Origin of the sequence: Acinetobacter sp. YH12043, assembly GCF_013419915.1 — a bacterium.
Classification (GTDB): Bacteria; Pseudomonadota; Gammaproteobacteria; order Pseudomonadales; family Moraxellaceae; genus Acinetobacter.
Window position 1 is genome coordinate 110,316 of the sequence record NZ_VOZD01000002.1, and the last position, 26,369, is coordinate 136,684.

Here is a 26,369-nt window from a genome sequence, read left to right on the forward strand (position 1 = left end):
GCTAAGTTTCAAAGATTTATATAGGATATTCAGCCATGTCAAACCACAATGTTGCACTCCAATTTGAAGATGGCGTTACACGTTTTATTAGTGTTGCCCAAGGCGAAACCTTGTCCGATGCAGCTTACCGTCAAAAGATCAATATCCCTCTAGATTGCCGTGACGGTGCATGTGGAACGTGCCGCGCTTTTTGTGAATCAGGTGCGTATGACATGCCTGAAGAAATGTACATTGAAGATGCACTGACACCAGAAGAAGCCGCAGAAGGTTTTATCCTGGCTTGCCAATGTAAGCCAACGTCAGATGCAGTGTTCCAGATTCAGGCTTCTTCAGAAGTGTGTAAAACCGAAATTCATACTTTCCAGGGTGCGCTGGCGCGTGTAGAAAACCTGTCTGATTCAACTATTACTTTTGATATCCAGTTAGACGAAGGTCAACCAGACATTCACTTTCTGGCAGGTCAATATGTCAATGTCGGTATTCCTGGAACCACTGAAACCCGTTCTTACTCATTCAGCTCTAAACCGGGTAACCGTTTAACTGGTTTTGTAGTACGTAATGTCCCTAACGGCAAAATGTCGAGCTTCCTCAGCGCTGACGCAAAAGCCGGTGACAAAATGACCTTTACCGGTCCATTCGGCAGCTTCTATCTGCGTAATGTGACCCGGCCGGTATTGATGCTGGCAGGTGGTACCGGGATTGCCCCGTTCCTGTCTATGCTGCAAGTTCTGGAAGAAAAAGGTTCGGAACATCCAGTACGTCTGGTATTTGGTGTGACCAATGACTTTGACCTGATCGCAATCGAAAAGCTGAATGAACTTCAGGACAAATTCCCGTGGTTCGAATACCGTACTGTAGTGGCAAACCCGGAATCTGCACATGAACGTAAAGGCTATGTGACCGGTCATATCGAAAACGAATGGCTGAATGCTGGAGATGTCGACATCTACCTGTGTGGTCCGGTGCCAATGGTTGAAGCGGTTCGCAGCTGGCTGGATGCTGAAGGTGTCAAACCTGCCAGCTTCCTGTTTGAAAAATTCTCTGCCAACTAAGTTTAGAAGCCGGAGAACCTCATGAACTGTAACCCAAGATTTGAAAATAAAGTTGTAATCGTGACCGGTGCCGCTCAGGGCATCGGGCGCGGTGTCGCGCTGCAAGTGGCGAGCGAAGGCGCTCAAGTCGTCATGGCTGATCTTTCCCCTTATGTGGAAGAAGTTCTGGCTGAAATTGAAGCGACTGGCGGTGATGCGATTACCGTCAAAGCCAATCTGGAAACGTTTGCCGGTGCTCAGTCAGTCGTTGAAAAAGCGCTAGAAACCTATGGTCGTGTCGATGCGCTCATCAATAACGTCGGTGGCGCGATCTGGATGAAACCTTTCGAGGAATTTTCTGAAGAGGAAATTATCAAGGAAGTGAACCGTTCGCTGTTTCCAACGCTGTGGTGCTGCCGTGCAGTTTTACCAGAAATGATTAAAAATCAGAAGGGTACCATTGTAAACGTATCTTCTATTGCCACACGCGGCATTAACCGTGTGCCATATTCGGCATCGAAAGGTGGCGTAAATGGCCTGACGGCTTCCCTTGCCTTTGAACATGCCAAAGATGGTATTCGCGTTAATGCAGTTGCAACGGGTGGCACCGAAGCACCTCCCCGTAAAGTACCGCGCAATGCCAATCCATTAACGGAAACTGAAAAAGTATGGATGCAGCAAGTGGTGGATCAAACTATTGACCGTACTTTCCTGGGACGTTACGGCACGATTCAGGAGCAAGTAAATGCCATTCTATTCCTGGCTTCCGATGAATCATCTTATATGACAGGTACCGTAGTACCGGTCGGTGGTGGAGATCAAGGCTAGTCCTGATCATCACGATTTTTGACAGGCTCATGGTTCGACGCAAGGAGGCACATTACCAATGAACACCCTGTTTCAGACATTAAAAAATGACTGGTCAATTTCAGCGACTGTTGCAGGATTTCTAGCAGTGCTGATTTCCTATTCAGGACCACTGATCATTTTTTTCCAGGCAGCGCAGCAAGCCCAGGTTTCCCCAGACATGATGATTTCATGGATTTGGGGAATTTCTATTGGTGCGGCGCTCGCAGGTATCTTTTTATCGATTAAATACAAAATACCTGTTGTCACCGCCTGGTCTGCGCCCGGAACGGCACTATTGGTCACGCTGTTTCCCGATATTTCGCTCAATGAAGCGGTTGCGGCCTATATCACCTCTGCTGTGGTGATTTTTCTCATTGGGATTACCGGTTATTTCGACAAATTGCTGTCCTGGATTCCCCAGGAAGTCGCTGCCGGAATGATGGCCGGAATTTTACTGCAGTTTGGTTTAGGATTGTTCACCGCGACCGATACCATGCCCTATATCGTCTTTGGCATGCTGGCGGTGTTTTTGCTGGCCAAGCGTTTCAGTCCACGTTATGCCATGGTCTGGGTGCTGGTTGCCGGTGTGATTTTAAGCATGCTGCTGGGCAAGATTAATCCGGTCACGGCAGATTTCAGTCTGGCAATTCCGCAATTTATTGCACCGGAATGGACTTGGAGTTCCACCCTGAATCTGGCCCTCCCGCTTATTCTGGTCAGTCTGTCGGGCCAGTTCTTACCAGGAATGGCCATTATCAAGATCAGTGGATATGACATGCCTGCCAAGCCAATTATCAGTGCAACCAGTATTGCCTCGCTCGCAGTAGCCTGTGTGGGGGGGATTACTATTGTATTGGCCTCTATTACGGCCGCATTGTGTTTAGGCAAAGACGCGCACGAGCTGAAAGAAAAGCGTTATATCGCGGGTGTGGCGAACGGGCTTTTTTATATTTTAGGCGGCCTGTTTGCCGGCAGCATTGTCATGCTGTTTAGCCTGATGCCGAAGGAATTAATTGCAGCTTTGGCAGGACTGGCCTTACTCGGAGCAATTGCCACTAACATCTCTATGGCGATGGGCAAAGAGTCGCAACGTGATGCCGCACTGATCACCTTTTTAGCAACTGCTTCCGGCATGCATTTCTTGGGGCTGAGTTCAGTCTTTTGGGGGATTTGTATTGGCCTGGTAGCACATTTTCTGCTGTCACAGAAAGACCGTAATGCTGTTCCGGTTGCAACATCAGATTCAAAACGAATTTAAAGACATCCATTAGTTTAGGGTATGTAAGGACCAGATTATGATAGATAAAAGTTCATTATCATTGAAAGAAGCACTCTCCCAGATCAAGGATGGTTCTACCATTATGATCGGCGGATTTGGGACAGCGGGTCAGCCTGCTGAACTGATTGATGGTCTGATCGAATTGGGAATCAAGGATCTTATTATTGTCAATAATAATGCTGGTAATGGCGACTATGGTCTGGCGAAACTGCTTAAAGCGGGCGCTGTGCGTAAAATTATCTGCTCTTTCCCGCGTCAGTCTGATTCCTGGGTATTTGACGAACTCTATCGTGCAGGCAAGATCGAACTGGAACTGGTGCCGCAAGGTAATCTGGCTTGCCGTATTCAGGCAGCAGGTATGGGCTTAGGTCCAATCTATACCCCAACCGGTTTTGGTACCTTGCTGGCTGAAGGCAAACCAACCTTGAACTATGAAGGCAAAGATTTTGTCCTGGAAAATCCGATTAAAGCTGACTTTGCTTTAATTAAGGCCCATCAGGGCGACCGTTGGGGCAATCTGGTCTACCGTAAATCTGCCCGTAACTTTGGCCCGATTATGGCGATGGCAGCTGATGTAACCATTGCACAGGTTTCTGAGGTGGTTGAACTGGGTGCACTGGATCCAGAGCACATCATTACCCCAGGAATTTTTGTTCAACACGTTGTTCAAGTTAAACCTGCACAGTAATCACGGATAAGGAGAAGATTCATGAGCTATAACAAACTGACCCGTGACCAGATCGCTGAACGTGTGGCACAAGACATTCCTGATGGTGCTTATGTGAACCTCGGTATTGGTTTACCAACCAAGATTTCAAGCTACCTGCCAAGCGACAAAGACGTATTCCTGCACTCTGAAAATGGCCTGCTGGCTTTCGGTCCTCCTCCTGCTGAAGAAGACCGCGATCCTGAGCTGATTAATGCCGGTAAAGAATTCGTGACCTTGCTCAAAGGTGGTTCTTTCTTCCATCATGGTGATTCTTTTGCGATGATGCGCGGCGGTCACTTAGACATCGCGGTACTGGGCGCGTTCCAGGTGGCTGAAAATGGTGATCTGGCCAACTGGCATACCGGTGCATCAGATGCGATTCCAGCGGTGGGCGGTGCCATGGATCTGGCTGTGGGTGCGAAAAAAGTCTTTATTACCACCGATCACGTAACCAAAAAAGGCGAGCCAAAAATCGTGGCCGAACTGTCTTATCCTGCGACTGGCCTGAAATGTGTCGACCGTATTTATACCGATCTTTGTGTGATTGATGTGACACCTGAAGGGATGAAAGTGATTGAGAAAGTTGAAGGTCTGTCATTTGAAGAATTGCAGGCATTAACTGGTGCCAAACTGATTGATGCGACTCAATCAAATTAAGGGGAAGTCCCTCCTTTATTAAAGGAGGGATTTAGGGAGGATTTGAGGATTAAAACTACTTCATTAAATCCCTCCCAACCTCCCTTTAAAAAGGGAGGAGTTTTCTTCTTTTAAATATGTGAGCAAATACACAATGAAAAATGCATATATCATCGATGCCATTCGTACCCCATTCGGTCGCTATGCTGGTGGGCTGGCACCTGTTCGTGCTGATGATCTTGGCGCGATCCCGATTAAAGCCTTGATGGAACGCAACCCAAGTATCAACTGGGAAAAAGTTGATGACATTATCTACGGCTGTGCCAATCAGGCCGGTGAAGACAACCGCAACGTGGGTCGTATGTCAGCACTGCTTGCAAGTGTACCTTATCAAGTGCCAGCCACTACCATTAACCGTCTTTGCGGATCCTCCCTGGATGCAATAGCGATTGCGGCACGTGCCATTAAAGCCGGTGAAGCGAATCTGATTGTGGCTGGTGGTGTGGAATCCATGTCACGCGCCCCTTTTGTCATGGGTAAAGCAGAAACCGCTTATGGCCGTAGCCAGAAAATTGAAGACACCACCATGGGCTGGCGTTTTATCAACCCGAAACTGAAAGAACTGTATGGCGTGGAAACCATGCCGGAAACTGCTGAAAACGTGGCAGAACAGTTCAATATTAATCGTGAAGATCAAGACAAGTTTGCCCTGACCAGCCAGCAACGTACAGCAGCAGCACAAGCCAAAGGTTTCTTTGCCAAGGAAATCATTCCTGTGATGATTCCGCAGCGTAAAGGCGATCCGATCGTTGTCGATACTGATGAACATCCGCGTGCCTCTACCACAGCAGAAGCTCTGGCGAAACTGAAGCCTGTGGTGAAAGCAGAGGGGACTGTAACGGCGGGTAATGCTTCTGGTATTAACGATGGTGCGGCTGCCCTGCTGATTGCATCTGATGAAGCTGTTGCTCAGCATGGCTTAAAACCACGTGCCAAAATTATTGGCTCAACCGTTGTAGGTGTTGAACCACGAATCATGGGTTTTGGTCCAGCACCTGCCATCAAGAAATTACTGGTACAAACCGGTCTGACTTTAGAGCAGATGGATGTGATTGAGCTGAATGAAGCTTTTGCTGCTCAGGCACTGGCATGTACCCGTGACTTGGGTATCGAAGACGGTTCAGAGAAAGTCAATCCAAATGGTGGTGCGATTGCTTTGGGTCATCCACTCGGTGCTTCCGGTGCCCGTCTGGTGACAACCGCACTGAACCAGCTGGAACAGACTGGCGGGAAATATGCTCTCTGCTCTATGTGCATTGGCGTAGGTCAAGGTATCGCGCTGATTATTGAACGTGTTTAAAAAATCCCTCCTAACCTCCCTTTCTTGCACAAGGCTTAAGCAGTGCTTATGCCTTGTTCAGGGAGGAACTTTTAGAAGGAAATAAAAGGAATAACAAATGCCAACATTTACATCAAATGATGCCCAGATTAATTACCAGACTTTTGGGGATGCCAACAAACCTGCCTTGGTATTTTCCAACTCACTGGGTACCAAATACAGCATGTGGCAGCCACAGATTGAACATTTCCAGCAGGATCATTACGTAATCTGCTATGACACCCGTGGTCATGGTGGTTCGGAAGCACCACAAGGCCCGTATAGCTTGGAGCAGCTGGGTCAGGATGTCGTGAATCTACTGGATCATTTGGATATTGCAAAAGCAGCATTCTGTGGTATTTCTATGGGTGGCTTAACCGGTCAATGGTTGGCGATTCATAAACCAGAACGTTTTAGCCACGTGATTGTCTGCAATACTGCAGCCAAAATTGGACAGGAACAGGCATGGCAAGACCGTGCTGCGCTTGTCCGTGAGCAAGGTCTTGCTCCGATTGCTGCAACTGCGGCATCACGCTGGTTTACCGATCCCTTTATCCAGAGCAACCCGGCAGTCGTTGCAGAACTTTCAAACGACCTCGGAGCTGGCAGCCCAGAAGGCTATGCAAACTGCTGTGAAGCTCTGGCTAAGGCGGATGTCCGCGAACAACTTAGTAGCATTCAAATCCCTGTGCTGATTATTGCGGGTCAGCAGGATCCGGTGACGACTGTTGCAGATGGCCAGTTTATGCAGCAACGTATTGCGAACAGCCAGCTATATGGAATAGATGCCTCGCATATTTCCAATGTCGAACAGCCAGAAGCCTTTAATCAGGCAGTAAAAGAATTTATTTCAGTCTGATTAATTTTAGAAAATCAAAAAGCCACGGAATATCGTGGCCTTTTGATTATTATGAATACAGGTATTTAATCAGGCCCAGATCACTAGCATCGCTGCAATCACCACCAGTCCCAAGCCCCAATGTTCGGCACGCGCCAGTTTTTCTTTAAAGAAATAAGCGGAGATTAGCAGACTGAACAGGATTTCGATTTGTCCCAAGGTTTTCACGATTGGCACGCTCATCATACTCATGGCGGTAAACCAGCCGAGGGATGCTATAAAGCTGCAGAAGCTGACTCTAAAGGTTAGACCTAAACGTTGCCACATGGCAACTAAGGTTTTTCGGCTAAACAGACTGAGGTAAATCAGCATACTGATGCACTGGAAACCAATCACCGAAATTAGTACCCATGAAGCGCGATGTACGGTTGGCAACATTGGTAGTTCCAGACTGGCTTCACGTACCAAGAGTGAAGTAATAGCAAAGCTCAAACCGCTGCCGATTCCGATGGCTAAAGTCTTGGTGGATAGGCCGGTGAGCTGATTGCCCTTACTCAGCAGGAATACCGCATAGCCACCAATCAGCACCCCGATCCATGCCAGTACAGAAAGATGATCTGAAAGAAAAATCACTCCGATAATGGCTGCCAGAATCGCTTCACTTTTTGCCAGTCCAACGCCAATCGCATAATTCTTCTGTTTAAACAGCTGCACCATCAAGGCGGTTGCCAGAATCTGGCTAATACCGGCAATCAGAATATAGATCCAATACTTCGGGGTAAAATGCACCACACTTTCTACCGGTTTGAAGTGGTATAAAGCTGCAATGTAAAGCCCGGCCAACGGAAAGCCAAACAGGAAACGTGCCAGTGTCACGCCCCAAATATCGACAGTGGTACTGAGCTGCTTTTGAAAGGCATTTCGCCAGGCCTGCATAAATGCAGCCATTAAAGTAAAGAAAATCCAGCTGATTGCCATACCCTGATCATTAATACCGTAAAAGTGAATTAATTCTATGCCTTAGTACAATCTATGACTAATTAAAAATGAGATAATGGCTAATAGCTAAAAGTTTAATTTTCTAATTTAAAAATAATTAAAATTTATCAATTTGACAGGGATAAAATTGATTTCTCAGATTCCAACTATGCTAATAAATAAGAAAATAACTCCTGATCTTTGATTAACTTATAATAAACGGCTCTTCTATTTTAAGAGACTGAAGATGTTTCATCAGAATAAACTTTTTCCATTGGAATAAAGCGAATGCCATGTTCATGAGTAAGTTCACCTGTTTCTACAAAACCAAATTTTTTATAAATATTGAAGCCATATAAACTGGATTTGACTGTGATCCTTTGATGCCCTTGATTACAGATTTGTTCTTCTAAAAAATTCCACATTTGTCGTCCATATCCCTGCCCCTGATAAGCTGGATCCAGAAAAAAGTGCATGAAGTGTGCAGGTTCCATATAGGCCACCACGCCCACAATTTTTTGATTAATTTCTCCAACAAAATAATGAATATCAGCTCGATCAAAAATGGTCTGAAGAATTTCAGGTTGAAAACGCTTGCGTCCCTCTTCACTAGAAATCAAGACATCAACAAATGGGGCAATGACGTTCGCAATTGCTAGTGTGTCCTGAACAGTGGCTTTTCTTATCTTCATCATATTTTAATACCCCAAAAGCAGAACTATAAAATGAAAAATAATTTATTTTTCTGCACGATGTATGTTTTAACATTGAGGAAAATATATACCAATTAGGTCTTATGAAAAACGCTATTCAATCAATTTTTTTCAATAATTTTTGATCTCTAATTTTTTTATAGTTTGCATTATTCAGTTTTTTTAAATTGATACTCTCGTTTTTATTTAAGAAAAAAATACATAAGTCAGTTCATCGGTTTTTTTATTTCTGTCAGCTTTTCGTCTATAAACAGTCACTAAACTATAATTTAATGAATAATTGATCACACGCATTTTACAATTAATCAACATAGTGTTTTTTAAGAAATTTTTATGATGAATTTTTAAACAGGATAAAATTCCGCAATGCAATCTGAATATAAATTATAGAGTTTCAGTAATTCATTGTAATTCATTCATTTTGCAGGGAGTATCGATGAAGTATTTTGAATGTCCAGTTTGCGAACAGCAGATCTTTTTCGCCAAATTCGTATGTGATCACTGCCTTTCGTCTATCGGCTATATCGCATCCGAAAAAGAAATGACGACATTTAAAAAGCTGAATGCTCAGGAGTGGGTTCCCGTTGCCGAGAAGTATCAATATTCCCGTTATAAACCTTGTTATAACTATACCCATTATCAGGTATGTAACTGGATGATCCCCGTAGATGACGAGGAAGATTTTTGCGAATCCTGCCAGCTGACTCATGTAATTCCAAATCTGGAAAATGCCGAAAACATGATTTACTGGTATCGGCTTGAGGAAGCCAAACGCCGGTTTCTATATCTGACCCAACGTATGAACATTATGCCTCGTCCAAAACATTCGGATGATGATCCATTAGGTTTGCGTTTTGATTTTCTTCTTCCTGAAAAAGACAAGCCAGTACTTACCGGCCATGCCAATGGGGTGATTACCTTAAATGCCTTCGAGGCCGATGTGGTTTATCGTGAAACCACCCGGGTCAATATGGGTGAAAATTACAGGACATTATTAGGGCATTTTCGTCATGAAAGTGGGCATTTTTATTTTAATGTCATCCAGCATCTACATCCGGAATTACTCGATGAACTTCGCCATTATTTTGGAGATGAGCGGCAAAATTATAGTGAAGCACTAGAGAGGCACTATAATCAAGGTGCGCCTATCAACTGGCATGAAAAATATATTAGTCCCTATGCCACTGCACACCCGTGGGAAGATTGGGCTGAAACCTGGTCACATTATCTGCATATCATGGAAACACTGGAAACTGCATTTTATGCCGGTCTACGCGTGGAAGGTAATGGCCGAAATCTAGCCAGTATGGACTTTAAAGAATGCCCGATTGGTGGACAGGATTTTGAACATATCCTGGAAAACTGGGTCACCCTGACTTTTAATTTGAATGCCTTAAACCGCAGTATGGGTCTGGAAGATGCTTACCCCTTTAAGCTGACTGAAGCTGTGAAAGATAAACTGCGTTTCATTCATCGGCATATCTTGGATAAAGTCTTTAATAACCCACGTCTGATTCAGAACTAAAATATTTATCTAGTACAATAAATAAAGCCCGTGATTCACAGGCTTTATTTTGGGCTTATTTTAAGAAAGAGAACTAAGCAATTTTCATTGAACCGGTTTCTTCAAACTGGGCATGCCAGGACAAAGCTTCATTTAACAAATGCGGTGTTTGCCCACCATGCGCACAGGCGCGCTCAAAGTAATCATTCAGACTTTTACGATAATCGGGATGAGCACAAATATCGATAATCTTGCGGGCACGTTCACGTGGTGCCAATCCGCGCAGATCGGCCAAACCTTGCTCTGTTACCAGAATATCCACGTCATGGTCAGTATGATCTGTATGGCTCACCAGTGGAACCACAGACGAAATCGCACCACCTTTGGCATAGGATTTAGTCACAAAAATCGCAATATGTGCATGACGGGTAAAATCACCTGAGCCGCCAATACCATTCATCATCTTGGTGCCAGCGACATGGGTTGAATTCACATTCCCGTAAATATCAAACTCCAGTGCGGTATTGATTGCAATTATACCCAGACGGCGAATCAGCTCAGGGTTGTTGGAAAGTTCTTGCGGGCGTAAGACAATTTTATCTTTGTACTGATCAAAATTCTTCATCACCCGTGCCGCACATTCATCGCTCAGGGTCATGGAACAACCAGAAGCAAAGGTCATTTTTCCTGAATCGATAAGCTGGAAAGTACAGTCTTGCAGGACTTCAGAATACATTTCCAGATGGTTGAAATTAGAATGTTCAAAACCTGCAAATACGGCATTTGCCACGGAACCTACTCCGGACTGCAGCGGCCCCAGATTTTCAGGTAATCGTCCTGCGGCGACTTCATTTTCAAAGAATTGAATTAAGTGGCTGGCAATCGCCAGTGTTTCTTCATCCGGCTCATCCATTGCGAAAGAAGTATCCGGAATCTCATTAATGACAATCGCAGCAATTTTTTCAGGTGCAACATGGATTCCGATTGTACCTATCTTGTCACTGGCTTGCGTCAAAGGAATCGGACCACGGTTTGGACGGGTTTTAGGCAAATAAATATCATGTACGCCTTCTAGCACCGGATTAACTGTTGTATCAATTTCAACAATGACCCGATCTGCCATTTCGATGAAATTCGCCGAGTTTCCACAAGAACCGGTCGGAATAATCTGGCCATCTTCAGTAATGGCCGTTGCGGCAATTATAGCTACATTAATCGCCGGCAGGTTTTTATGACGGATATTGTCTGCCAGTTCAGAAAGATGCTGATCGATATACATCACTTCACCATTATTGATGGCCTGACGTAAAGAAGGATCAGCCTGATAAGGATAACGGCGGATTATAACGTTAGCTTCATTCAGTTTCCCATCAATCCGGTTCCCCAGACTTGCACCTGTCGCCAAGGTAATATGGATCGGATGCTGCCGGGCATATTCAGCCAATGCCAAAGGCACAGTTTTCGCTTCACCGGCGCCGCCAAAACCGCTCAAACCAATTACATCACCATCTTGAATCAATTGTAGTGCTTTTTCTACAGGTACTACTTTATCTTGTAATGCGAGCAAACGAATACGCTCTAAACCGTTCATAAAAATTCTCAAAAATTAAAAATAAAGAGACGCCTGCTCCTGGCGTACCAGAAGCATTGTGGTCTAATTCAAAAAATATTTAAGTTTGCTACTTTAAGCATATGATCATGCAATTATGAAAAGACTTAAATCAGTTCTACAGCAATCGCTGTTGCTTCCCCACCGCCAATACACAGTGCTGCAATGCCTTTCTTGCCACCAGTACGCTTTAAGGCATGAATCAAGCTCACAATAATTCGGGAACCGGAAGAACCTAGGGGATGACCAAGCGCACATGCCCCACCATTAACGTTCACTTTTGCTGGATCAAGTTTAAAAGCATCTATTGCTAACATGGTTACCATGGCAAAAGCTTCATTGATTTCCCAAAGGTCTACGTCCTGAGCATCCCAACCCGTTTTTTGCAAGACTTTTTCAATCGCGCCCACTGGTGCAATGGTGAATTCTGATGGATGCTGCGAATGGCTGGCATAGGCCACAATATTAGCCAGCGGCTTTAAGTTGCGCTGCGCGGCAATTTCACTAGAAGTCACAACCAGTGCCGAAGCACCATCAGAAATGGAGCTGGCATTTGCCGCAGTAATTGTTCCATCCTTTTTGAAAGCTGGACGTAAGGTTGGAATTTTGTCAGCCTTGGCATTTAAAGGCTGTTCATCCTGTTCTACCACGACATCGCCTTTACGGCTACTGACAGTGACCGGTACGATTTCATCTTTAAAGAAACCTTGCTGCACCGCGGTCACGGCTTTATTTAATGAGCCAATCGCATAGGCATCCTGCTGCTCACGGGTATAGCCCTTTTTATCTGCCATTTCCTGAGCAAGGATTCCCATCGACAGACCTGTTTCCGCATCTTCCAGACCTTCCTGGAACATATGGTCAATGACTTTTCCATGCCCCATACGGAATCCGGCCCGTGCCTTGTCCATTAAATAGGGTGCATTCGACATGGATTCCATACCACCTGCCACTACGATTTCTGCCGAACCTGCCTTGATCGCATCCGCAGCCTGCATCACCGCTTTCATGCCTGAACCACATATTTTATTGATGGTGGTCGCCCCGGTGGAATCCGGTAGACCCGCCTGACGCATGGCCTGACGTGCCGGCCCCTGTTTTAAGCCGGCTGGCAATACACAGCCCATGATCACTTCATCAATATCATTGGCTGCCAGACCTGCACGCGCTACCGCTTCCTTGATCGCTACAGCACCCAAATCTGGTGCCGTACAGCTTGAAAGTGAGCCTTGAAAACCGCCCATTGCGGTACGTACAGCTTCTACAATTACAATCATTCTAATCTCATCCTTTAACATCATTGTTATCAACACTGTAAAGTGATAGCTCTACAGTGTTTGTCCTTCGCAATATTTGCGGGTTTAGGCTTATGCAGTGAAATATTCTTCTGGCAATTGCATCACCAGCTCTGCACCTGCCTGAATGCGTTGAATTCTCGCACTTAAATCCGGAAGTACTTTAGCAATATAGTAATTAGCCAGTACCAGTTTATTCTGGAAATAGCTTTCTTCTTTGGTAGCCGCCGCTTTACTGATACGCGCATACATATAGACGAAGCTCAACAAACCTACCGCATGCAAATAATCAACAGCAATGGAGTTGGCGAAATCAGGATTCTGCTGAGACTGCTCAACAATAAAATTGGTAATATCTTCCAGTTGCTGACAGGTATCTAAGGTTGCCTTTTTAATCGTTAAGGCATCATCCAGACCTTCGGCAAACTTACGGATTTCTGCAATATATTCTGCAATATAAGCACCTTTACATTTCGTGGTTTTACGGCCGATCAGATCAATCGCCTGCACCCCATTGGTCCCTTCATAGATCTGTGAAATGCGCAGGTCACGGATACATTGTTCCATGCCCCATTCACGGATATAGCCATGACCACCGAAGCACATTTGCGCTTCCAGTGCAGCATCCAGTGCTTTATCGGTGAGATAAGCTTTAGCAATAGGCGTTAATAAAGCCACACGATCGGTTGCTTTACGCACTGCCTCAGGATCAGTGGAATATTTGGTAATATCTAGCTGCTGACCGACATAGACTGCGAAAGCACGAGAAGCTTCATTATTGGCACGTACATTCAGCAACATACGGCGTACATCACCATGTACCAGAATCGAATCGGCTGGTTTTTCTGGTGATTTAGCGCCGGTTGATGCACGGCCCTGTAAACGGTCGGTCGCATATTGTGCGGCATTCTGATAAGCAAATTCTGCCGCGCCAATGCCTTGAATCCCCATCGACAAACGTTCGTAGTTCATCATCACGAACATGCCCGCCAGACCTTCATTTTCATTACCCACCATATAGCCTTTGGCACCATCAAAGTTCATGACACAGGTTGCCGAGCCTTTAATACCCATCTTATGTTCGATCGAACCGGCAGCGACCGCATTGCGCTCACCGAGTGAACCATCGGCATTAACCAGGAATTTAGGGACAATAAACAGAGAAATACCGCGTGAACCTGCTGGCGCGTTTGGGGTTTTGGCCAGTACCAGGTGAATGATATTTTCACTCAGATCATGCTCACCGCTGGTAATGAAGATTTTGGTCCCGGTAATGTTGTATGAACCGTCTTGATTTGGTTCAGCCTTGGTTTTGATAATGCCCAGATCTGTCCCTGAATGCGGCTCAGTTAAACACATCGTGCCTGACCATTCACCCGTATAGAATTTTGGCAGATAGGTTTCTTTCTGTTCCTGCGAAGCACGGTCATTGATCGCCATGCCAGCCCCCACGGTTAACAGCGGGTAAAGCATGAAAGAGGGATTGGTACTCCAGATCATTTCGTCTGCAAGTACAGTCAGCATTTTTGGCATGCCCTGACCGCCCCATTCTTCAGGCGCGCCCAGCCCCACCCAGCCACCTTCGGCAAACTGTTTGAAAGCTTCTTTAAAGCCTGCAGGTGTTTTGACTTCACCATTACTAAACTGAGCACCACCTTCTTCATCTGCAGGGCGGTTCAGATCAAGAATCACATTCTTGGAAAACTTGGCCATCTCCTCCAGAATTGCATTTGCAGTTGCCATATCTAAATGTGCAAGATTTTCATTATCTTGCCAAAATTGTTCGGCCTGAAACACATCATTTAAAATAAATTCCATGTCTTTTAGCGGCGCATTATAAATAGGCATTTTCATATTCCTTCACTGGTGATACTCAATTCTGTTACTGAGTATTTTTTCATTATGGATTCGAGAAAATATTTTGAGGATTTTTGCTCGAATCCATGCATGTCATTCAAAAATCATCATATCGAATTAATCTGGCGATGAATTCATTGACATAAATTAGCGATATAAAATTTAAAATCAAAAACTTTATACCTCTGGTATTTACTGAATCATTAAAACTTAAATCCATTGATGAATGAAAAATTTAAGCTGTTAAAATGACTCTGGCTTCACTTCGCTAAACCTTGTCTGGTCTGGGTTTAAAACGAAAATATGATTCAGCTTTATGCCCTAAAACCATAAATCAAATATATTGAAAATGGAATTTTATTTAGCAAAGTTGATCTCAAGGGTTCAATTTTCTTGACAATATTTTTAGCGCAGCTGTATATGACTTTTCTCTACAAGAAATGTTGAATAAATATACAAATTTAGATAAATATCACGACCTTAGTTTTATAGCTATACCTGTGAAAATAGCATATTCTTAGTAGGTTCCTTTTCTAAAATGATGAGTCAAGAAAATGACGACTGTAAGACAGCAGAACTTCCTTCTTCGTAAAGAGAAGATCCTGAGCATGGCAGAAAGTCTACTGCTTGATAATAATCAGGACATCACCTTGAGTGAACTTGCTGAAGAACTGGACATCGCCAAAGGAACCATCTACAAGCATTTTAAAAGCAAGAACCAGTTATATTTAGAACTCATCATTCTGAATGAAAAAAGAATTCTGGCAATTTCCGATAAATATAATAACGATATTAAAAATTATGTTTCGCAATATATGCTTTATCACATGCTCAATTCAAACCGGACTATTTTGCTGCATGTTATTGAAGAGCGTTTAACCAATAATGAAAAAAACCTGAAAGAGTTATTTCAGGAACTCTACCGTATTCGTGAAGAACGGATTATCCGCATTAAAGATATGACCCATGATTATCTGGTGTCTTTAGATAGTGCCATGTCAATCCGGGATTATTTATCTTATATCTGGACAGTCACTTATGGCGCTTCATTATTATTAAATTCGACCAGTTATCAAAAAGCGATTGGTTCACGTGAACGCCTGATTAAGCTATATATTAATCAGGCATTGATGACGCCAGATAAAATATCGGCAGTTTCATAAAAAATGCCTAATCATGATTAGGCATTTTAAAATTATTTTTTAAATGGCAAATATCAAGCCATAGTTTCAGGCGGAAAGCCATCTTCAGTTAATGCCGCGATAATCTCAGATTCGCTTGCACTCGATTCAACTTCCACCATTTTGCTGACTACATCAACATTGACTTTAGCATTTTCATCCAGCTCCTGAATGGTTGCAGTCACACTACGTGCACAACCACCACAAGTCATATTTTCAATACGGAATTTCATCTTGATCTCCCTTTGATCAGTTTAAATTTGGGTTAAGCGAATTTTAATTCAAGGCTATTGATCTGCTTTGATAGCCGTATGTGCAGTTTTCCCATGTGACACACCCTGCTCAATCTGTTTCAGAATCTGACAGTCAGATTGCTCATCTCCAGCACACTGTGCAACCGATTGCTGCAAAATTTTCATCATATTTTGCATGTCCGCAATTTTCTGTTGCAGTAACTCGATATGCTTTTGCGCCAACTGTTTGACATCACTGCTGTGTCTGGCATCGTTCAGCCATAGGCCGAGCAATTCTTTCATCTGTTCAGAAGAAAAACCCAGTTCACGCGCATGCTGAATAAAACTTAAAGTCTTGATGTCATCGTCACTATAGATACGATAACCCGAATCGCTACGTTTAGGATTGGGTAATAAACCGATATCTTCATAATAACGGATCATTTTGGCCGAGATCCCGGAGCGTTTCGCGGCCTGTCCAATATTCATTACACTGCCTCCTTCAACTGGATCGGCTGATAAGTCTTTAAACGAAGCGCATTGCTGACCACAAAAACTGAGGATAATGCCATCGCGCCTGCTGCAAACATCGGTGATAACAAAATACCGAAGAATGGATACAACAGACCGGCAGCAATCGGAATCAAGGCAATATTATAGACAAAGGCCCAGAACAGGTTCTGTTTGATATTGCGCATGGTCGCCTGACTCAGGCCAATACCGGTTGCCACATGCTGTAAATTTCCAGACATCAGCACCACGTCTGCTGCTTCGATTGCGACATCCGTACCAGTTCCTATTGCCATTCCAACATCGGCCTGAGCCAAAGCAGGTGCATCATTAATCCCGTCACCGACAAAAGTGACGATGCCATGTTGCTGTTGGAGTTGGCGTACCGCATCGACTTTTTCATTAGGCAGAACTTCAGCAATGACATGATCAATCTTCAACTGTCTGGCAATGGCCTGTGCAGTATGCTGGTTATCACCGGTGATCATGGCAATCTTTAAGCCTTGATCATGTAAGGCCTGAATCGCACTATAGGTTGTGGCTTTAATCGGATCAGCCACAGCAATAATGGCAGCCAACTGCTGATCTATCGCGACATATAAAGGCGTGCGTCCCTGCTCGCCTAACTGTTGTGCTTTCTCTTTAAAAATATCGACACTTAAGCCCAATTGCTGCATCAGGCGTTCTGCGCCAATATGAATTTGCTGACCTGAAACTTGAGCTTTCACGCCTGCACCGGTGATTGAATCAAAATCACTGACTTCAGGTAGTTGCAACTGTTGTGCTTTCGCAGCTTCCACAATCGCATGAGCAATGGGATGTTCAGATTTGGCTTCCACTGCTGCGACCATTTGCAATACTATTTGCTGCTCAAAACCAGATGTCACTGCAAAATCGGTTAGGGCTGGTTTCCCTTCAGTTAAGGTTCCGGTTTTATCCACCGCCACAACTCTGGTTTGCTGCAAGAGTTGCAATGCTTCGCCTTTACGGAACAAGACACCCAGCTCTGCTGCCCGGCCGGTGCCGACCATAATAGATGTTGGCGTAGCCAGGCCCATTGCACAAGGACAGGCAATAATCAGTACTGCAACAGCATTGACCAGTGCATAAGTCAGATTCGGTTCAGGACCCAACAGGAACCATACCATAAAGGTCAAGGCCGCTAGCGCCATGACCGCAGGTACAAACCATAAGGTTACTTTATCGACCACGGCCTGAATCGGCAATTTTGAGCCTTGCGCCTGTTCTACCATTTGAATAATCTGTGCCAGCACCGAATCCTGTCCGACCGCAGTGGCCTTGATTTGCAGGGTTCCGTTCTGGTTTACCGTACCCCCCACGACCTGATCGCCAACCTGTTTGGCCACAGGTAAAGGTTCACCACTAATCATGGCTTCATCGATATAACTTTGCCCGCTAACAACTTCACCATCGACAGCAACTTTTTCACCCGGACGGATTTCAATCAGCATACCTTGCTGCACATCAGCAATTTTCAGATCAACCCAGGTTCCATTTTGCTGTACTCGAGCAGTTTTTGGCTGCAAGCCAACCAGATATTGAATCGCTTCAGAGGTTTTACCTTTGGCTCGAGCTTCCAGATAACGTCCCAGTAAGATCAAGGCAACAATCACAGCCGCCGCTTCGAAATACACATGTACAGTGCTTTGCGGCAATAATTGCGGAAAGAAAGTGGAAATACAGGAAAATCCATAAGCGGCTATTGTTCCCACGGCAACCAGAGAATTCATATCGGGTGCCAGTCGCAACAATGCCGGAATCCCATGCTGATAAAACCGCCGTCCTGGTATCAGCAAAACCAGAGTCGTCAGTACAAACTGGATATACCAGCTGTTTTGGGTACCTAGCGTATGTGCAATCCAGTGATGAAAAGCCGGAATCAGGTGTGAACCCATTTCCAGAATAAACACCGGAACAGCTAAAATTAGGGCCAACCATAAGTCACGTTTTAGCTGTTCAGTTTCAGCGGTTTTCTTTTCCTGAAAAATCGTTTGAGCATCGGTAGCCTGTGTATCTAATTTTTCATGGGCGTTATATCCAGCTTTTTTGACAGCAGCAATTAAAGCTGGAAGCTGACTACGCGGCGCCTTGACCCAAGCTGTTTCAGTGGCGAGATTGACTTGTGCTTCATTTACCTGATCGACTTTTTTCAAGGCCTTTTCTACACGTGCCACACAGGAGGCACAGGTCATTCCTTCAATAGCCAGTTCAATTCGGTCGGTTTGAATATCAAAGCCAGCTTTTTGTACCGCCTTAACCAGTTGGGAAACAGCGAGAGGACGAATTGCAGTGACATGAGCTTTTTCGGTTGCCAGATTAACCTGCGCATCCAGTACCTGATCGACTTTTTTCAAGGCTTTTTCAACACGAGCTACACAAGAGGCACAGGTCATGCCTTCAATATTTAAATCAAACTGCTGGATCACGGCTTCAAAACCGATTTTATTGATAGCATTGACGAGTTGCGTTGCAGGAATAGGTTGTTCACTTTTTAAAAAAGCCTGTTCAGTGGAGAGATTGACGTTCGCTTCCACCACACCTTCAATTTTCTTTAAGGCTTTTTCCACACGTGCGACACAAGAGGCACAGGTCATTCCTGAAATCTGTACCTGCTGTTCGTACAACTGTGTGGTTGCTGGTTTATTCATTCTGCGCTCTCCATTCACCCATTCACTGCCTATGCTATAGCTTAAACATTACCATAATGGGAAGGTCAAGCTTCTGGTTTAAATTCTTGATCTTTCATTATATGAAGGCATAAAGTCCAATAAAAAAGCCCAAAGATGACTTCAGGCTTTTTCGAGATTTAGTGAAACTAATTTGTTAAATATTTACTCAGCAGAAATATCTTCAAAAAGAATTGAAGATAAATAGCGCTCACCACCATCTGGCAGAATCACCACGATATTTTTGCCTGCATTTTCAGGACGTGCAGCCAGTTGCGCAGCTGCAGCCATTGCAGCACCACTTGAAATACCCACCAAGATGCCTTCTTGAGTCGCAGTTTTACGTGCCCATTCCACTGCATCGCTACTAGTAATGGCAATCACTTCATCGACCAGATCCAGATCCAGGTTCTTTGGAATAAAGTTCGCGCCAATACCCTGAATTTTATGTGGTCCTGGAGTGAGTGTCTCACCACGTTTTGCCTGACCAATAATGGCAGATTCAGCAGGCTCTACAGCAACTGAATAAATCGGCTTGTTTTTCACTTTTTCAAAAAAGCGTGAAATACCGGTAATCGTACCGCCTGTACCTACACCCGCTACCAGAATATCGACATTACCTGCAGTCGCTTCCCAGATTTCAGGACCGGTCGTCTCTTCATGGATTTTTGGGTTAGCTGGATTTTCAAACTGTTGTGGTAGGTAATACAGTTCAGGATTTTCATTCACCAGACGTTGTGCTTCTTCCACCGCGCCTTTCATGCCTTTGGCTGGATCTGTCAGTACTAAATTAGCACCTAATGCTTTCACCACTTTACGACGTTCAATACTCATGCTGGATGGCATGGTTAAGGTAATATCATAGCCTTTAGCCGCTGCTACAAATGCCAGCGCAATACCGGTATTACCACTGGTTGGCTCAACAATGTGCATGCCCGGCTTCAATTTACCTGACTTTTCTGCATCAGCAATCAAGGCTGCGCCAATACGGCATTTCACCGAAAATGCAGGGTTACGGCTTTCAATTTTCGCAAGTACAGTCGCTCCGCCTGAAATGGCACGATTGATACGAACCAGAGGGGTATTACCAATTGCCTCTGCATTATTGCTATAAACCGCGATACCTAAATTGGCAGGTGTTGGAAAAGCTGAATCTGTAGTCATTAGAATATCCTTGATGTTATTCGCCAAGATGTATTTACATGATACAAGCATTTTCCGGCTTTGTAGATGCCTGAAACAAGATGGAATCACGATAGCAGTTTGAAATGAAACATCTTCTTTCTAAAAAACCGGAACACGATAAAATTATCTTATATTTTAATTAGTAAATTATAACTATTCTTGATAACACAATTCATTAAAAACCATAGTAATTCACGCTTTCTATCCATCAATTCACGCTGTTCGAGTCGTATAATTCGCGGGCTGTAATTGTATAAATGGACATAGTAAATGAAAACCGATCTTGAAATTGCCGCGATGCGGGATTCAGCTCAACAGGTTGTCGGTATTTTAAAGTTAATGGCCAATACGGACCGACTGCTCATTTTATGTCATCTCTCCCAAAATGAACTGAATGTCTCTCAAATTGAAGAGATTACCGACATCAGACAGCCAACCCTGTCTCAGCAGCTCATGATTTTGCGTAAAAGCGATGCGGTAAATACCCGTCGAGACGGTAAACAGATCTATTATTCGATCAAAGACCAGAACCTGGTAGAAATGTTAAAAAAGCTTTATCAAATCTACTGTGTAAATCAAGCAGTCGCTTAAAGCTGCAATTTACCTCATTCGTCCTGTTTTATTTTAAAGCGATCTGCCTGATTTAAATTTTCTTTACTGAGAGTTTTAAGTCTTTTGCCTTGATCCTTTGTCCCCTCATTCATTTTTTAAAATGTGAATGATCACCTATTTATATCCTAAGACTTCTTAGCAGAATTTGTGCATAATATATCTATATTTGTGATTTAGACCTGTATATGCCAAATTTTAAGTCTAGACTGCTCAATAGACTCCCTGCCTGGTCATGGTTAAGTCAGTACAGTCCAGTGAAATTAAAATCAGATGTACTGGCTGCCCTGATTGTCGTCGCGATGCTGGTACCCCAAGGGATGGCCTATGCCATGCTGGCAGGTTTGCCACCGATTATGGGACTCTATGCCAGTATTCTACCAATGATCATTTATGCCTTATTGGGCGGCAGTACGACCTTATCGATTGGACCAGTAGCCATCATTTCCATGATGACCTTTGCCACACTGAATCCATTATTTGAAGTGGGTTCTCCGGTCTATATTGAAGCGGCAACTTTATTGGCATTGATGGTCGGCATTATTTCCCTGCTTTTAGGTGTATTCCGTTTCGGCTTTTTAATTCAGCTGATCAGCCATCCGGTCATTCAGAGTTTTATTATTGCTTCGGCTCTATTGATTGCTTTTGGTCAGTTCAAGTTTCTGGTGGATTTACCTTTAAAAGCCAATAATATTCCCGAGCTGGTAAAAAGCCTGATTGAATATTTACCACTTTTGCATCTCCCGAGTCTGATCTTTGGCCTGCTTTCTATCGGTTTACTGGTTTATCTGCCGAAACTATTAAAATCTCAAGCAGTACAAAGCCGGATCGGTTCGACTGATTTTCTGGTTCGAGCAGTTCCACTGATTCTGGTTTTTCTCGGTATTGCAGCCGTTCTGTTTTTAGACTTAAAAGTTCAAGGCATTAAAACGGTCGGTGCAATTCCTTCAGGCTTTCCGCCTTTGTCTTTCCCACACTGGAACTGGGAGTTGGTGATGACCTTATTACCGGGTGCCAGCATGATTGCCATGATCAGTTTTGTGGAATCTCTCTCTATTGCTCAGGCAACGGCGCTACAGCAGCGTAGCAATTTGAACAGTAATCAGGAACTGATTGCGCTCGGTGTAGCCAATATCAGTGCCGGAATCAGTTCCGCCTTTCCTGTAACCGGTAGTCTGTCACGTACTGTGGTTAATGCTGACGCTGGCGCCAAAACACCTTTGGCTGGCGTATTGTCTTCTTTATTGATTGTCGTGGTTAGTCTGTTTTTTACCAGCTTCTTTGAGGATCTGCCGCTGACCATTCTGGCTGCAACCATTATTGTGTCTATCTGGAAACTGGTCAATTTCCAGCCTTTCGTCGATGCCTGGCGTTATTCCAAAGCTGATGGCATTGCCATGTGGATTACTTTTTTTGGTGTGGTATTACTGGATATTACTACCGGTCTAATCGTCGGGATTATTTCGACCTTTATTCTTATGCTATGGGGCATCAGCCGCCCTCATATTGCAGTCGTGGGTCTGGTCGAAGGCACCCAGCATTTCCGGAATATCCAGCGTCATCAGGTGATGACTTCTGATCGGGTTCTATCTCTGCGTATTGATGAAAACCTGAGTTTTTTAAATGCACATACTCTTAAAGGTTATCTGATTAATCAGTTAAGTTTAAATGACAAGTTAGAGCATGTGATTTTGAACTGCTCTAGTATTAGTGCGATTGACTTGAGTGCCTTGGAAACACTGGAAGAGCTCAATGCTGAATTGTCAAAACTGAATATTCGCCTGCATTTTGCAGAAGTGAAAGGCCCGGTATTCGACCGCTTGCAAGCCTCCAAACTCATGACACATTTGAGTGGACGGATTTATCTAACCCATTTTCAGGCAATTCAGGATCTGGCTCCGGAAATCTTCGAGAAGCCTCAACATTATATGATTTAAGATTTTTTAATTCCTTGCATGATAGACATGCTGTCATGCAAAGAATTGAACTGAAACATAACTGGAAATGTTTGATTTAAATTCTATATTCATTTAAAAAATAAAGATTAAAAACCAATCAGTAAATCTGGCTATTTCTAAGAATTTTGTATGGAAATAATACGATCAAGATAAAAAACCATCTTAATTATTTATTAATTTTCAGTCACTTAAATATTATCTAAAAATATATTTTAAGCGATCCTTAATTTAAGTATAAAATAACGCAAATTTTTTTCGCATTTAGCCCTCGTAATTTTCACAAGGCAACCTTATGTTTTCTGCCCTATCGCGTCTGAGTTTAGTCTCCCGAATCATCATCGCCATTATTCTAGGCGTTGGTGTGGCTCTGTTATTTCCTGAAGCTGCACCTTCCTTAAGCCTGTTGGGTGATCTGTTTATTAAGGCACTAAAATCCGTCGCGCCAGTTCTGGTTTTCATTCTGGTTCTTGCATCAATTGCAAATTTCCAGGTTGGCCAGACCAATTCAACGATAAGACCTATTATGCTGATGTATGCTGTCGGCATGTTCCTGGCAGCATTAAGCGCTGTGATCGCCAGTATTTTATTTCCAAGCACATTGTTCCTGGATATTGCAGCGCAAGGTGATTTACAGCCGCCAGGCAGCCTAGGTGAAATTCTCAAAAATCTGGTGCTGAGCTTTGTAGCGAACCCGGTGGTTGCCATTGCTGAAGCGAATTTTATTGGAATTCTGGCATGGTCAATTGCGTTAGGAATTGCCTTCCGTCATGCATCACACACAACTAAAACCTGTTTAAATGACGCTGCCAATGCAATCAATTATGTAATTCGTCTGGTGATCAGCTTTGCGCCAGTGGGTATTTTTGGTCTGGTTGCCGTGACTTTTGCTGAAGCGGGCCTAGATACCTTGACCAGCTATGCGCATTTATTAGCTGTTCTGCTGGGTACCATGGTATTTGTAGCCTTGGTGATTAACCCATTAATGGTGGGTTTCATTACCCGTCGTAATCCGTATCCACTGGTCTTTACCTGCTTACGTGAAAGTGGCATTACCGCGTTCTTTACCCGCAGTTCTGCTGCCAATATTCCGGTAAACCTGGACTTGGCAAAACGCTTAGGTGTGAAAGAGACTACTTCAAGCGTAGCAATTCCTTTAGGTGCAGCAATTAACATGGCCGGTGCATCAGTGACGATTACCGTGTTGTCTTTAGCTGCAGTAAATACTTTAGGTGTTAATGTTGACTTCACCACTATGCTAATTCTTTCTATCGTAGCGACTGTGTCTGCGTGTGGTGCTTCAGGTGTGGCTGGTGGTTCACTATTGCTAATTCCCGTGGCTTGTGGCCTGTTCGGGATTTCTTCAGATATCGCAATGCAAGTGGTGGCAATTGGTATGGTGATCAGTGTATTGCAGGACTCTACCGAGACTGCACTCAACTCATCTACCGATGTTTTATTTACAACAGCAGTAGACCGCGCTACAGATTGATTTTATATTGAAGAATCAAGATGTTTTTCTAATGATATTGCCATGCCATTACAGCGTTTACCATCGTGGGTTCAATTGGGTGCATTCTTCCTTGCGGTAAATGCCGGAATGATTAATGTATTAGGACTGGTGACCGTGTTGCATCAGTCCGTTTCACATATGACCGGTAACGTCAGTATGCTGGCGATGGCGCTGCTGGACTGGCAACCACGCCAGATTTTGTATCTGATTCTGGTTACGCTCTGTTATGTGATTGGCTCGATGTATAGCGGGCTGATTTTAGGAAATAGTCACTTTCGCTTGGGACGCCTGTATGGTTATCCTTTAAGCCTAGTGGCTTTTTTTATATTCATTTGCTGGCTATTATTGCCCTATTTCCCGCGTTATGCCTTGTTATGGGCCTGTGTCTCGATGGGCGTACAAAATGCCATGGTCAGCCACTATAAAGGTGCCATTATCCGGACCACGCATCTGTCAGGTGTACTGACCGATTTAGGTCTGGCTATGGGCTATCGCCTGCGTGGTCTGGTAGTAGAATCCCGTAAAGTGATCCTGCATATGCTGATTCTGGTCGGCTTTTTGGTGGGCGGCATACTTGCCAGCTGGATTTATCCTTATTTAAAATTAAATGCATTCCTGGTCCCTACAGTGTTAAGCCTGCTGCTTAGCCTGACCTATTGGGTGATCTATTTACGTTATCGACATCAACACGACTAATTTCTGGAAACTCTCATGGTTAAAAATGCATTACAGGCACAATTGTTAAAGGCAGGCCTGGTCGATAATAAAAAAGCCAAAAAACTGTCTAAACAGGCTGTACATGAAAAGCGCACAGGCGACAGTAAAGAAGCCGAAATCAAGGCCAAGATTGAACAGGACAAACAGGAAAAGCTGGCTAAAGACCAAGCCATTGAACAGGCGAAAAAAGCCCAGTTGCAGGAAAAAGAACTCAAAGCTGCCATCATGCAGATGATTAATCAGCATAAAATCCGCGATACGGATGGCGAAATTAGTTATCAGTTTATTGATGACAGCAAGATCAAGAAAGTTTATATCAACCAGCAGATTTATAATGCACTGGTCGCTGGCAGTCTGGTGATTGCACGTGAAAATGAGAGTTATGCCTTCCTGCCTAAAGCTCTGGCAGATCGTATCAATTCAAAAATGGAAGGCTTTATCATCGTGAATAATTCAGAGAAAAATGAAGAAACTACTGATGAAGAAGATCCATATGCAGCTTATGTGATTCCTGATGATTTAATGTGGTAAGCACATTTTCCTTAAAAGAAAAGCATAAATAAAAAAACCGGCATACTTGCCGGTTTTTTTAATCTGTTTCATTAAGTCTATGTCAGCTTGTCTTTTGCATATTCTTGTTTTAATAGATAGCAAATTTCACTCAATTCAAATCCTATTTGGAAACTTAAGATTTCATATAACAGGCTTTAAATGAAAGCGCTAATAACTAAAATTTAGTCTGTAAATATTCAATAAATCCCTCAATTTTCTTAATAACGTATAAGCAGATATGCAAAGGACTCACGTTATTTTGCTGAGCTTTTTCTACCCTATACTTTGCTCTTTCTAAGAGTGCTATTACATAATGTATAGAGCTTTTAAGAATTTTTTTCGGATCTTTCTTTGAATACAAGTAACAATCAATTTTTTCAAAAGATTCATCATTAACCACTATCTCTAATATAGTGTTATTAATTTCATGGCTTATTGATTGCTCAATATGTTCCAGTTCATAGGAATGTAGAGCTTGTGCTATAACTATTTGAAGATTTTTCATTTTTAATGATTAAGATTATATGATTTTAATCCTAGCACTATCGTAA

Annotated in this window: 24 protein-coding genes; 14 read left to right on the forward strand and 10 right to left on the reverse strand. The window is 43.6% G+C overall.

The features are described from left to right. Positions 1–35: 35 nt before the first annotated feature. The 7 genes from benC to pcaD all read left to right on the forward strand — a co-directional run bounded on the left by benC (position 36) and on the right by pcaD (position 6,741). The gene (benC, locus tag FTU01_RS01545) at positions 36–1,052 is read left to right on the forward strand and encodes a benzoate 1,2-dioxygenase electron transfer component BenC (RefSeq protein ID WP_180137914.1); all 1,017 of its coding nucleotides are present in this window, start codon (positions 36–38) and stop codon (positions 1,050–1,052) included. Positions 1,053–1,073: 21 nt separating this feature from the next. After that, a complete protein-coding gene (gene benD / locus FTU01_RS01550; protein ID WP_180137916.1) occupies positions 1,074–1,859 on the forward strand; it encodes a benzoate diol dehydrogenase BenD in 786 nt (261 codons plus the stop codon). A 58-nt stretch (positions 1,860–1,917) separates the two neighbouring features. Then, complete coding sequence (gene benE, locus FTU01_RS01555; protein ID WP_064096714.1) at positions 1,918–3,138, forward strand: benzoate/H(+) symporter BenE; 1,221 nt, start codon at positions 1,918–1,920, stop codon at positions 3,136–3,138. Positions 3,139–3,175: 37 nt separating this feature from the next. Further along, the gene (locus FTU01_RS01560) at positions 3,176–3,847 is read left to right on the forward strand and encodes a 3-oxoacid CoA-transferase subunit A (RefSeq protein WP_086044785.1); all 672 of its coding nucleotides are present in this window, start codon (positions 3,176–3,178) and stop codon (positions 3,845–3,847) included. Positions 3,848–3,868: 21 nt separating this feature from the next. Further along, on the forward strand, positions 3,869–4,525 hold the full coding sequence (locus FTU01_RS01565) for a 3-oxoacid CoA-transferase subunit B (protein ID WP_180137918.1): 657 nt from the start codon (positions 3,869–3,871) through the stop codon (positions 4,523–4,525). Positions 4,526–4,658: 133 nt separating this feature from the next. Beyond that, positions 4,659–5,864 carry a 3-oxoadipyl-CoA thiolase gene (gene pcaF / locus FTU01_RS01570; RefSeq protein WP_180137919.1) on the forward strand — a complete coding sequence of 402 codons (1,206 nt, stop codon included), beginning with the start codon at positions 4,659–4,661 and terminating at the stop codon, positions 5,862–5,864. A gap of 97 nt (positions 5,865–5,961) precedes the next feature. Continuing rightward, positions 5,962–6,741, forward strand: a complete 780-nt coding sequence (pcaD, locus tag FTU01_RS01575; protein ID WP_180069490.1) for a 3-oxoadipate enol-lactonase — start codon at positions 5,962–5,964, stop codon at positions 6,739–6,741. 69 nt (positions 6,742–6,810) lie between these two features. Here the strand turns inward: pcaD and FTU01_RS01580 are convergent, their stop codons facing one another. Beyond that, the gene (locus tag FTU01_RS01580) at positions 6,811–7,698 is read right to left on the reverse strand and encodes a DMT family transporter (protein WP_180137921.1); all 888 of its coding nucleotides are present in this window, start codon (positions 7,696–7,698) and stop codon (positions 6,811–6,813) included. A gap of 233 nt (positions 7,699–7,931) precedes the next feature. Beyond that, the gene (locus FTU01_RS01585; protein ID WP_179992616.1) at positions 7,932–8,390 is read right to left on the reverse strand and encodes a GNAT family N-acetyltransferase; all 459 of its coding nucleotides are present in this window, start codon (positions 8,388–8,390) and stop codon (positions 7,932–7,934) included. A 457-nt stretch (positions 8,391–8,847) separates the two neighbouring features. Between FTU01_RS01585 and FTU01_RS01590 the strand changes: the two genes are divergently transcribed. Further along, a complete protein-coding gene (locus FTU01_RS01590; RefSeq protein WP_180010995.1) occupies positions 8,848–9,936 on the forward strand; it encodes a putative zinc-binding metallopeptidase in 1,089 nt (362 codons plus the stop codon). 73 nt (positions 9,937–10,009) lie between these two features. On the opposite strand, the gene FTU01_RS01595 is transcribed toward FTU01_RS01590, so the two are convergent. From FTU01_RS01595 to FTU01_RS01605, 3 genes are all read right to left on the reverse strand, one after another. Beyond that, on the reverse strand, positions 10,010–11,506 hold the full coding sequence (locus FTU01_RS01595) for a succinate CoA transferase (protein WP_180137923.1): 1,497 nt from the start codon (positions 11,504–11,506) through the stop codon (positions 10,010–10,012). A gap of 125 nt (positions 11,507–11,631) precedes the next feature. Beyond that, a complete protein-coding gene (locus FTU01_RS01600) occupies positions 11,632–12,807 on the reverse strand; it encodes a thiolase family protein (RefSeq protein WP_180137978.1) in 1,176 nt (391 codons plus the stop codon). An 84-nt stretch (positions 12,808–12,891) separates the two neighbouring features. Continuing rightward, positions 12,892–14,667 (reverse strand): acyl-CoA dehydrogenase C-terminal domain-containing protein, encoded by a 1,776-nt coding sequence (locus tag FTU01_RS01605; protein WP_180137925.1) that lies wholly within the window; start codon positions 14,665–14,667, stop codon positions 12,892–12,894. Between the two features lie 563 nt (positions 14,668–15,230). Between FTU01_RS01605 and FTU01_RS01610 the strand changes: the two genes are divergently transcribed. Further along, complete coding sequence (locus tag FTU01_RS01610; protein ID WP_005235816.1) at positions 15,231–15,839, forward strand: TetR/AcrR family transcriptional regulator; 609 nt, start codon at positions 15,231–15,233, stop codon at positions 15,837–15,839. A gap of 53 nt (positions 15,840–15,892) precedes the next feature. Here FTU01_RS01610 and FTU01_RS01615 read toward each other — a convergent pair whose 3' ends face one another. From FTU01_RS01615 to cysK, 4 genes are all read right to left on the reverse strand, one after another. After that, entirely contained in the window at positions 15,893–16,090 is a 198-nt protein-coding gene (locus FTU01_RS01615; protein WP_125278609.1) for a heavy-metal-associated domain-containing protein, read from the reverse strand. Between the two features lie 54 nt (positions 16,091–16,144). After that, positions 16,145–16,579 carry a Cu(I)-responsive transcriptional regulator gene (gene cueR / locus FTU01_RS01620; protein ID WP_159122916.1) on the reverse strand — a complete coding sequence of 145 codons (435 nt, stop codon included), beginning with the start codon at positions 16,577–16,579 and terminating at the stop codon, positions 16,145–16,147. Beyond that, positions 16,579–19,269: a heavy metal translocating P-type ATPase gene (locus tag FTU01_RS01625; protein WP_180137927.1), complete on the reverse strand. Its 2,691-nt coding sequence runs from the start codon at positions 19,267–19,269 to the stop codon at positions 16,579–16,581. Before FTU01_RS01625 ends, cueR begins: the two co-directional genes overlap by 1 nt. 183 nt (positions 19,270–19,452) lie before the next feature. After that, positions 19,453–20,451 carry a cysteine synthase A gene (gene cysK, locus FTU01_RS01630; protein ID WP_159122914.1) on the reverse strand — a complete coding sequence of 333 codons (999 nt, stop codon included), beginning with the start codon at positions 20,449–20,451 and terminating at the stop codon, positions 19,453–19,455. Between the two features lie 291 nt (positions 20,452–20,742). On the opposite strand from cysK, the gene FTU01_RS01635 reads away from it, so the two are divergent. The 5 genes from FTU01_RS01635 (at position 20,743) to FTU01_RS01655 (ending at position 25,797) form a co-directional block, all read left to right on the forward strand. After that, positions 20,743–21,063 carry a metalloregulator ArsR/SmtB family transcription factor gene (locus FTU01_RS01635; protein WP_104426093.1) on the forward strand — a complete coding sequence of 107 codons (321 nt, stop codon included), beginning with the start codon at positions 20,743–20,745 and terminating at the stop codon, positions 21,061–21,063. Positions 21,064–21,269: 206 nt separating this feature from the next. Beyond that, positions 21,270–23,018, forward strand: coding sequence for a SulP family inorganic anion transporter (locus tag FTU01_RS01640; RefSeq protein ID WP_180137929.1), 1,749 nt, complete (start codon positions 21,270–21,272; stop codon positions 23,016–23,018). Between the two features lie 313 nt (positions 23,019–23,331). Beyond that, positions 23,332–24,528 carry a serine/threonine transporter SstT gene (gene sstT / locus FTU01_RS01645; protein WP_004785593.1) on the forward strand — a complete coding sequence of 399 codons (1,197 nt, stop codon included), beginning with the start codon at positions 23,332–23,334 and terminating at the stop codon, positions 24,526–24,528. A 42-nt stretch (positions 24,529–24,570) separates the two neighbouring features. Next, positions 24,571–25,245, forward strand: coding sequence for a YoaK family protein (locus FTU01_RS01650; protein ID WP_180137931.1), 675 nt, complete (start codon positions 24,571–24,573; stop codon positions 25,243–25,245). A gap of 15 nt (positions 25,246–25,260) precedes the next feature. Further along, on the forward strand, positions 25,261–25,797 hold the full coding sequence (locus tag FTU01_RS01655; protein WP_104426088.1) for a DUF2058 domain-containing protein: 537 nt from the start codon (positions 25,261–25,263) through the stop codon (positions 25,795–25,797). Between the two features lie 196 nt (positions 25,798–25,993). On the opposite strand, the gene FTU01_RS01660 is transcribed toward FTU01_RS01655, so the two are convergent. Continuing rightward, positions 25,994–26,323, reverse strand: a complete 330-nt coding sequence (locus tag FTU01_RS01660; protein ID WP_180137933.1) for a hypothetical protein — start codon at positions 26,321–26,323, stop codon at positions 25,994–25,996. Between the last annotated feature and the right edge of the window lie 46 nt (positions 26,324–26,369).